This is a genomic window from Acinetobacter legionensis, assembly GCF_048551735.1.
Classification (GTDB): domain Bacteria; phylum Pseudomonadota; class Gammaproteobacteria; order Pseudomonadales; family Moraxellaceae; genus Acinetobacter.
This window is the reverse complement of the sequence record NZ_JBIMBV010000009.1, coordinates 177468-186866: the sequence shown is the minus strand read 5'-3', so window position 1 is coordinate 186866 and position 9399 is coordinate 177468. Positions and strand designations below refer to the sequence as shown.

The 9399-nt window shown below is 35.3% G+C and carries 8 protein-coding genes and 1 tRNA gene; 4 read left to right on the top strand and 5 right to left on the bottom strand.

The window, feature by feature from the left end; all coding sequences use genetic code 11:
• Nucleotides 1–397: efflux RND transporter periplasmic adaptor subunit (locus ACG9ZL_RS10460; RefSeq protein WP_419359951.1), on the top strand; the 397-nt coding region annotated here is incomplete at its 5' end.
• Between the two features lie 21 nt (nucleotides 398–418).
• Here the strand turns inward: ACG9ZL_RS10460 and ACG9ZL_RS10455 are convergent.
• The 5 genes from ACG9ZL_RS10455 to ACG9ZL_RS10435 form a co-directional block, all read right to left on the bottom strand.
• A complete protein-coding gene (locus ACG9ZL_RS10455) occupies nucleotides 419–1096 on the bottom strand; it encodes a hypothetical protein (RefSeq protein WP_419359949.1) in 678 nt (225 codons plus the stop codon).
• Between the two features lie 33 nt (nucleotides 1097–1129).
• Entirely contained in the window at nucleotides 1130–2416 is a 1287-nt protein-coding gene (locus ACG9ZL_RS10450; protein ID WP_419359948.1) for a Y-family DNA polymerase, read from the bottom strand.
• A gap of 103 nt (nucleotides 2417–2519) precedes the next feature.
• Nucleotides 2520–3737 carry a tyrosine-type recombinase/integrase gene (locus ACG9ZL_RS10445; RefSeq protein WP_419359946.1) on the bottom strand — a complete coding sequence of 406 codons (1218 nt, stop codon included), beginning with the start codon at nucleotides 3735–3737 and terminating at the stop codon, nucleotides 2520–2522.
• 166 nt (nucleotides 3738–3903) lie between these two features.
• Nucleotides 3904–3979 (bottom strand) — tRNA-Arg (locus ACG9ZL_RS10440).
• A 72-nt stretch (nucleotides 3980–4051) separates the two neighbouring features.
• Nucleotides 4052–5422, bottom strand: coding sequence for an amino acid permease (locus ACG9ZL_RS10435; RefSeq protein ID WP_336952831.1), 1371 nt, complete (start codon nucleotides 5420–5422; stop codon nucleotides 4052–4054).
• Nucleotides 5423–5739: 317 nt separating this feature from the next.
• On the opposite strand from ACG9ZL_RS10435, the gene prpF reads away from it, so the two are divergent.
• The 3 genes from prpF (at nucleotide 5740) to ACG9ZL_RS10420 (ending at nucleotide 9206) form a co-directional block, all read left to right on the top strand.
• A complete protein-coding gene (gene prpF, locus ACG9ZL_RS10430) occupies nucleotides 5740–6927 on the top strand; it encodes a 2-methylaconitate cis-trans isomerase PrpF (RefSeq protein ID WP_336952829.1) in 1188 nt (395 codons plus the stop codon).
• A gap of 257 nt (nucleotides 6928–7184) precedes the next feature.
• Nucleotides 7185–8144: a sensor domain-containing diguanylate cyclase gene (locus ACG9ZL_RS10425; RefSeq protein WP_336952827.1), complete on the top strand. Its 960-nt coding sequence runs from the start codon at nucleotides 7185–7187 to the stop codon at nucleotides 8142–8144.
• A gap of 150 nt (nucleotides 8145–8294) precedes the next feature.
• Complete coding sequence (locus ACG9ZL_RS10420) at nucleotides 8295–9206, top strand: polyprenyl synthetase family protein (protein WP_419327596.1); 912 nt, start codon at nucleotides 8295–8297, stop codon at nucleotides 9204–9206.
• The last annotated feature ends 193 nt before the right edge of the window (nucleotides 9207–9399 follow it).

Here is a 9399-nt window from a genome sequence, read left to right as displayed (position 1 = left end):
TCACTTTAAAAATGAATACACATTATTGAATGCAAAATACAAAACCGAAGTTGTGGAAGCAAAAGCACTGGCGGAACAAGCAAAAGCTTCTGCAGCACTCAAAGAGAAACAATGGTCTGAACAACAGTTAAAAGCGGAGCAAAACTATAATGCTAAAATTAAACAAATTGAGTCTGACGCTGATCTTGCTCAGTCCAATGCTGACAGCTTGTCAAAGCAACTCAAAGTTGCAAACAGCCGTTTGTCCAGTGCTACCAAAGAAACCATCATTGAGTATACCAATACCAACAGTGACATACTCGAAAACTGCATCACAGAATATCAAGAAGTGGCAAAAGCCGCTGATGGACACGCGGCTGATGCAGAAAGATTGAGAGAGGCGTGGCCCTCTGAGTGAGGGCTTTGATTAAGCAAACAATTATTTAACGAAAACCCTTTTAAATATTTCATTTTGTATGTTGGTTATATCAATACCATTAAAAATATTTTTGTATATGTAATTTTTTCCATTTATTTGAACTGTCGAATTAAGAAGGATTTCAAAAGTATTTAAGTTGGTCTGGTTTAATTCCACATTTTGAAGCATGTTTTTTATTGCTGATAATATAAATGTATATTCCAACCCAAATTCATTATAAGATTCGATAATCTTTTTAAAATCAGAATCTTTGAATAAATTGCAGTATTCATTTAATAACAAGACTAACTTGCTATTATTTTTATCTAGTGTAATATTATCTAGACATTTTAATATTCCATATTTTAAAACAATATCAGATTGATCCATCGCAATTCTACATTGTTTCTCTATGACTTGAATCTCTCTTATATATTCAAGAGCAGACTTAAGGTATTCATTTTCAGTATTTTTATTAAATTCTACTTTCCAATCATTATATAATCTTGAGGCAATGTATGCAGCACCTAAAGTCGCAAGTGCCGATAAAAAAGATAGACTTGCTGTACAAGCTTCTTTTAATGCTTCGGGCACTTCATTGTGAAGATAAAGAATAAAAATAAAGAAAAAAAAGATAACAAATACGTATAAAGTTCTTCCAAAAGTATCAACAAGTGTTCTTTTAATATCAGCGTTCATGTTTGATTTTAAATAAAATAAGACTGAGCTATTCTACCCATTAATTTGTAATAAACCACCTAAACTAAAATAATTCTGCGTCAATTTCCCTCGACTCATGCTCCATTTTCTATCCTTCAACAGACATGGCCCAATCGCTAATTTCTTACTAAACTTCTCATTTACTTGTTCTAAAGCGGTTTGAAGATTGTCATTCCTTTGAATAGCATCATGATCTGCTAGAAGATCAGGTACATATCTCGACTTCGATTCAATACAAGTCAGAATCACACCGCACTTTTTGAAATCCACGCCTTCTTTATAAATTTTATCAATTTGCCTAAGTATGTGTTTAATGATTACCGCTGCCGAATCAGTTGGCTCAGGAAATGAAACGCTCACAGATGCTTTGTAAAACGGCATTTTAGTATCAAATGGATTTGAATGTGCAAAAGCTATAACGCATCCAGTCAAACCATTTTGTCGTCTCAATTTTTTAACAGCACCTTGTATATAACAACTCATGGCTTCAGACAATGCATCTTTATCTGAGACTTGTTGCCCAAAGGATCTTGAAGAAACTATCTGCTTTTTATCAGGTGCAACTTCTTCCAATTCAATACATGCTGTGCCTTGCAACTCCAATACAGTACGCTTTATCACAACTGAAAACTGACTCTGAATAAACGCTGGATCTGCAATAGCTAAATCAAATACTGTTTTAATATTTAGTGAGTGTAATTTTTTACAGTGCTTGCGACCGACTCCCCATATTTCCCCAACATCTATATTTTGAAATAACGTTTCTTTGGAACAAGGGTCTATCTCAACAAGATTACAAATTCCCTGAAAGTGTTTATTTTTCTTAGCAATATGATTTGCCATTTTAGCTTCTGTCTTACTTCGACCTATACCAATACAAACTGGCAAGCCTAGCCACATCAAAAGGGCATCTTTGATTTTTCCTACAAGCACATTTAAATCTTGATTTGCATAGCTTGTAAGCTCAACAAAGGTTTCATCAATAGAATAAACTTCAACATCTTTTTCACTGACAAATGATTTTATTGTTGCAGTGAATCTATGTGACATTTCTTCATAGACTGCATAGTTGCTCGATAGAACGGCTACATTGTGCTTTTCTACTATATCTTTGATTTGGAAAAGTGGGACACCCATTTTTATGCCAAGATCCTTGGCTTCTTGGGACCGTGCAACAGCACAGCCGTCATTGTTACTTAGTACAATGACAGGTCTATTGTTTAACTTAGGCTGAAACAAGCGCTCACATGACACATAGCAATTATTAATGTCGATGAGCGCGATAATCCTTTCTTTCATTATTTTGATATCGTTACAAAATCAAATTCATGATAGTTTTCTAGTAATTTAAATTCAAATTTAAAAACTGTGGATAAACAAGGGTGCGTCAGAATAAGACGTTTTATTTTATGGTGCTTAATTTCAACTCATCACAATAATCAGACCATCTTTGCATCATCTGCCGACGTTTTTCTAAATGCTTAGTACGATTGTATGCTCGGCCATGCATGTCGCGTACCTGATGGCCTAACTGCATTTCAATAATCTCAACAGGAAATTGAAGTACTTCTTCAAGCATTGTACGTGCAGAAGCGCGGAACCCATGTCCTGAAACTTTTTCTTTTTGATAGCCCAATCTTCTCAGTGCTTGAGTGATCGTATTTTCAGACATTGGCCTTGAGTTAGATGTGACAGCTGGAAATACATAATCACTTTGATTGCTGGTGACTGGGTGAATCTTTTGAAGTAGATCTATAACTTGATCTGACAATGGAACGATAAGCTCAACGCCGGTCTTACTTTTTGTTTTAGGCGGGGTATAGGACCAAATTTTCTCATCAAAATCTATATCACTCCATTTTGCATGGCGAAGCTCTCCTGGTCGAACAAAAACCAATGGGGCAATCTTTAATGCAGTTTTGGTGATGATGGTACCTTCATAGTGATCTATATCATCTAGCAGAATAGCAAATTCGCTTGGATTGGTTATGGCTGCCATATGTTCAGCAACAGGAGTAGTAAGGGCGCCACGAAGATCTTGAGTGACATCACGTTCACATAAGCCAGTGGCAACACCATATCTTAAAACTTGACCACACTTAACTTTTACTTTTTTAGCAGTTTCAAACTTTTCTTGTCTTTCATAGATTCGACAAATATTTAAAACATCAACCGGCGTGACCTTGTTAATTGGCTTCTTTCCAATACCTTCAAAAATCACATTAAATAAACTCTCAGACTTCTTATAAGTTGAATCTGCAAATTTTTGTTTTGCTAACCATTCTCTGGCCACAAACTCGAAAGTATTTTTTAAAGAGTCACCATGTTCTAAAGCAATACGTTTCTTTTCTTCATGAGGATCTAGGTTTTGAGCTAAAAGACTGCGAGCTTCATCCCTGCGTGCGCGTGCATCTGCAAGTGATACTTCTGGATAAATACCAAAGCTGATTGTATTTCGTTTTTTGGAATAAGGGCGGTAGTAATCAAATCGCCAAAACTTATTGTTGTTTTTATCAATAAGTAGATACAAGCCACCACCATCTGAAAGTTTTATGTTCTTATCTTCAGATTTTGCCTTTTTAATCTTTGTATCGTTTAGCGGTACAACGGTTCTAGCCATTTTAGCGGTACCATATATAGCGGTATTTAAGTGGTACCGTTATAAGTACCGTTAAAAACGCTGGATTAATATAAACTATCTTAGACTATTAAATTATAAAAGCTCAGTATTTTCAATACTTCTGAATAGCTTAATATACTATGTTATATCTTCTTATAATCTATATTGGTGCGCCCTGCGGGACTTGAACCCACGTCTGTCACTTAGGAGGCAACTGCTCTATCCAGTTAAGCTAAGGGCACAATAAGTCAATAATTTACCGTATATACATATGAAAAAAAAGCTATTATCTAAATAATAGCTTTACGTTGGATTTATTTTTCTTCGGTCTTTATTTCATTTGGATTTAAAATATCAAACAAGACTAACATCAGTGTAATCCATACGGGAATCATCAATACTGACTCTTTAAATCCTTGATCCCACATGATATATAAAACGATACCAATAAAAATAATTACAACGAAATTACTAACAGGTGCCCAGAGTGCGGGGTATTTACTGGTTTGATTGGTCAAACGTAGAGCGCGCTTAAACTTCAAATGGGTGAGTGTAATCATAAGCCAGTTTAAAACTAAAGCACCAACGACCACATACATCAAATGACTTAAGGCATCTTCTGGTAAATAATAATTTAAAGGTACACAACCCAAAATTAAAAATGCAGAAAGTAATACCGATGGAATTGGAACACCATGTTTATTGGTTTTAGTAAAGATTTTAGGTGCATTGCCTTGTTTTGCTAAACCATAAAGCATACGGCTATTGGCATACATACCACTGTTATAAACAGATAGTGCCGCAGTTAAGATAATAAAGTTAACCAGATGAGCTGCCCATGCAATCCCAATCATACTAAAGACCATAACGAATGGGCTTTTATCTAAACCACCAAAATTCAATTGGTTCCATGGAACTAAAGACAAAAGAATAATCATTGAGCCTACGTAGAAGATGAGAATACGAGGAACGACTTGATTAATTGCTTTAGGAATCGTTTTTTCTGGGTCTTTGGCTTCGGCAGCAGCCATACCAACTAATTCAATACCACCAAAACCAAACATAAGGAAAGCCAGCATATAAAATAAGCCGTCAAATCCATTTGGAAAAAACCCGCCATGTGACCATAAGTTTGAAAAAGCAATACCTGAACTTACATCTGCGGTCAGAACTAAATAGATACCAAACACAATCATTGCAACAATCGCAGTGACTTTAATAATGGATAACCAAAATTCTGATTCACCGTAAAACTTTACATTTCCTAGATTTACCAGTGTAATCACAACAAAGAAGAACAGTACAGATATCCAATTGGGAATTTCAGGCCACCAATAATTGATGTATTTGCCAACAGCAGTTAATTCAGTCATTGCAACTAGGACGTAAAGCATCCAATAGTTCCAACCTGTTAAAAACCCAGGAAATTTACCCCAATATTTATTGGCGAAATGGCTAAAAGAACCAGCTACTGGTTCATGTACAATCATTTCTCCAAGCTGACGCATAATTAAAAAAACGATCAAACCACCAATGGCATATCCCAAAATAATGGATGGCCCAGCTTTTTCGATCACATGTGCTGAACCTAAGAACAATCCTGTACCAATTGCGCCACCCATGGCAATCAATTGGATATGACGATTCTTAAGTCCACGCTGTAATTGTGTAGACTCGTTGCTCAATGTGTACAACTCTATTTATGCGAATTTAATTATTGTAATAGATTGGTTACTTTTAGCCTAGTATACGATGGATGTATGGGAAGGAACTGTGAAGTCAAAAAATAGGATTTTTAATTTTTTTGTTAATTTTCAATAAAATAATCATAAGTAATAATTTTCAAACCATATTTAAACTGTTTAACTTTTAATCTTTGTGCCAAGATTTATTGAATATTTGAGTTAATTTATCAGTATTTTCATTCCAAAAAGGGTACTATAAAACTGAATGATGATTCATTATTTGATACAACAAAGAGAATTTAAAGGAATACGAAAAAATGAGTTCTGCACCACAAATCAAAATCCCAGCAACCTATATGCGTGGTGGTACTAGTAAAGGTGTCTTTTTTAAGCTTGATGACTTACCTGAACGTGCACAAATAGCAGGGCAATCACGTGATCAGTTATTACTTAGAGTCATAGGTAGTCCAGATCCTTATGGAAAGCAAATTGATGGGATGGGTGGGGCAACCTCAAGTACCAGTAAAACAGTTATTTTGGCTAAAAGTTCGCAACCTAATCATGATGTTGACTATCTTTTTGGGCAAGTGTCTATTGATAAAGCGTTTGTAGATTGGAGTGGTAATTGCGGTAATTTAACTGCAGCTGTTGGTTCATTTGCAATTAGTAATGGTCTTGTTGCTACTGATCGCATTCCAGAGAATGGCATTTGTACGGTTCGGATTTGGCAAGCCAATATTCATAAGACAATTATTGCTCATGTTCCTATTACACAGGGTCTAGTTCAAGAGACGGGTGATTTTGAATTGGATGGTGTCACTTTCCCTGCTGCAGAAGTTCAAATTGAATTTTTAGATCCCGCCGATGATGGTGAAGATGGTGGAGCCATGTTCCCTACAGGTAATGTCGTTGACAACTTAGATGTGCCTGAAATTGGTACATTTAAAGCAACTTTGATCAATGCGGGTATTCCTACAATTTTCTTAAATGCTGAAGAGATTGGCTACAACGGAACTGAACTACAAGAAGATATCAATAGTGATGTCGCTGCATTAGCACGTTTTGAAAAAATCCGTGCGTATGGTGCTGTAAAAATGGGTTTAATCAAAGACATCAGTGAGGCGATAAATCGTCAGCATACTCCTAAAGTTGCATTTGTATCCAAAGCTAAAAGCTATACCTCTTCGAGTGGTAAACAAGTGAGTGAAACGGACACAGATTTATTGGTACGTGCATTATCAATGGGTAAATTACATCATGCCATGATGGGAACAGCTGCAGTCGCAATTGGTACGGCAGCAGCAATTCCAAATACCTTAGTGAATTTAGCCGCAGGAGGTGGTGAGCGTGAGGCGGTACGCTTTGGACATCCATCTGGAACACTTCGTGTAGGGGCACAGGCTTTGAACGAAAAAGGGCAATGGATTGTCAAGAAAGCAATGATGAGTCGTAGTGCACGTGTATTGATGGAGGGCTGGGTTCGGGTGCCAGCAGATAGTTTTTGATAGATTTATATACGTTCTAATTTCTACTTAAGTAATTTTTACGTTGAAATTTTAATAACCTTGCGCTCGCAAGGTTTATTTTTTTGTGATTTATATCAATAAAAGTACTAATTTTGTATTGTGTGTGGCAAAATGTTTGCAGTATTTTATCATACTTACTTTATGAGATAGCAATTTTGATTATTTGCTGTTGTAAAAAATTAATACATTAAATGCTGATTTCAATAGATTAAAATTTATTGGCTTCGAGGTGGCGTATGGAACAAGAGTCTAAAAAACTACGAGATAGCCTTGAAGACATCAAAGTTTTTGAATATTTACAAGACATCGATAAATTACATCTGGTTTCTTTTATTTCACAAATTCCTTTGCCTATTGCATTATTTGATCAAGAAGCACGATTTTTGGGGGTAAATCAAAAGTTTGCAGATATTTATGAAAGTGACGCACTTTATCTATTTGACAAGTTACTGAATACATTTTCAACTGTAGTCTATACACATTTTCATGAAGCAATGCGTTATTTTGCAAAGAAAAATAACTATTTTGAACAAGAATTCTATGTAAAAGGAAAATTTTATCTTTCTTATTTTAAAGCAATACGTAATCAATATGATGAGATTGAACGAGTTGTGGTGGTTTGCTCAGATATAACGCGTTTGAAGCGTCGTGAAAATGTACTTTTGCAAAATAATAAAAAATTGCATGATCATCTCTATTTAGACTTTGTCACAGGTTTACAAAATGCTTTTGCTTTTGAGCATTATTTAAATAGAGTTTGGCAAAAAAGCCATGAAACGTATCTATCATTCCTGAAAATTGATTTAGATAACTTCAAGCGATTTAATCAATTGAATAGTTATACGGCAGGTGATGAGGTCTTAATACAGTTAGGTTCTGTATTAAATGAAGCGATTGCTCAAACTGAAGAAGCCGAAATTTTTCGCTTAAATTCAGCAAGTTTTGTTATTGTGATTGAACACCTGACAGAGTGGGCTGTTGTAACACTTGCTGAAAGGCTTAAATTTGCAGTTACTAATGAAAAGATATTATTTGGCAATAATAACGAATACCTTACTGCGTCTATAGGAATTTATCATTTAGATCTACAAAAAAAACAGATTGAGATTGATGTTTTACAAAAATTAGAATTTGCAGTACGAGCTGCTAAAGAAAAGGGAAAAAACTCGCTGTTTCTATTAAAAAATGAGTTGTAAATATCTTGAACTTATTCAAATGATCCTATTGGAATTAAGAGATGAGAATTATAGTAACTCATAGTAGAATGTTCTGACTCATCAAATTTACCAATTCATCTAAAACTTCTGATTTTTTAGTTTTAGAGATTCGTACAAACCGAGGCAGATGTGACTTCTATTCCCAATGTAAATGCAGAAATTTTAAAACGAGCGCAAGTACAAATTCAGCAAGATTTACAAGTTGCTTTAGATGCCTTTTCATTGCCAGAGCCATTAAAATCGGCTGTGCATCATACGGTGATGTTAGGTGGAAAACGAGTTAGACCTGCTTTAAGTTACGCAACAGCACATTTAAAAGCAAATAATCCAAATTTTGCAGCTGTGCGTAGAGCTGCGGTTGCGATTGAGTTTATTCATTGTTACTCATTGGCACATGATGACTTGCCATGTATGGACAATGACTTGTTACGTCGAGGGCAGCCAACTTGTCATGTGGCTTTTGGTGAAGATACAGCGCTTTTAGCAGGAGACATTCTGCAATCAATGGCATTTGAAGTGTTAGGGAGTCGTCTATTTGATCAAGGTCAAGCCGTTGAACAGAGCATTATTCTTAAGCAAATGCAAATTTTAGCAACAGCCAGTTCAAAAATGGTGTGTGGTCAGGTTTTAGATTTACAGGCTGAAGGTAAGCATGTTGATCAAGCGCATTTAGAAAGTATCCATCTTAATAAAACTGGGGCTTTAATCCAAGCTGCAATTATGATGTCTGCTGTGACAATTTTTGTAGGTACAGATCAGGCTATTCCCCAATTGCGTCAATATGGTCAAGCGATTGGATTAGCATTTCAAGTGCAAGATGATATTTTAGATGTGGTTTCTGATACTGAATCTTTGGGAAAAACTGCAGGTAAAGATCAACAAGTAGATAAGTCGACATATCCTGCTTTAATGGGATTAGACAATGCCAAAATTTATGCACAACAATTACATGACCAAGCATTTAAAGCCTTAGAATATTTTGGTGAGGATGCTCAGGAATTGAATCAAATTTCTCAATTTTTATTGGCAAGAAAAAGCTAAATCAGATTTTCAATAAAGTAATGCTCATCAGTAGTACTTAAATAGAGTACCTAGATAAGATAGATTAACACTGTTTTTTCATAGTTTAATTCGACATGATATCGCTATGAATGGAGACATGAGTACTAAGATTGTTTTAAATACAGGTTTGTCACCTTAGCAAAAAGGATTTTTGTTAATTTCATATATGAAA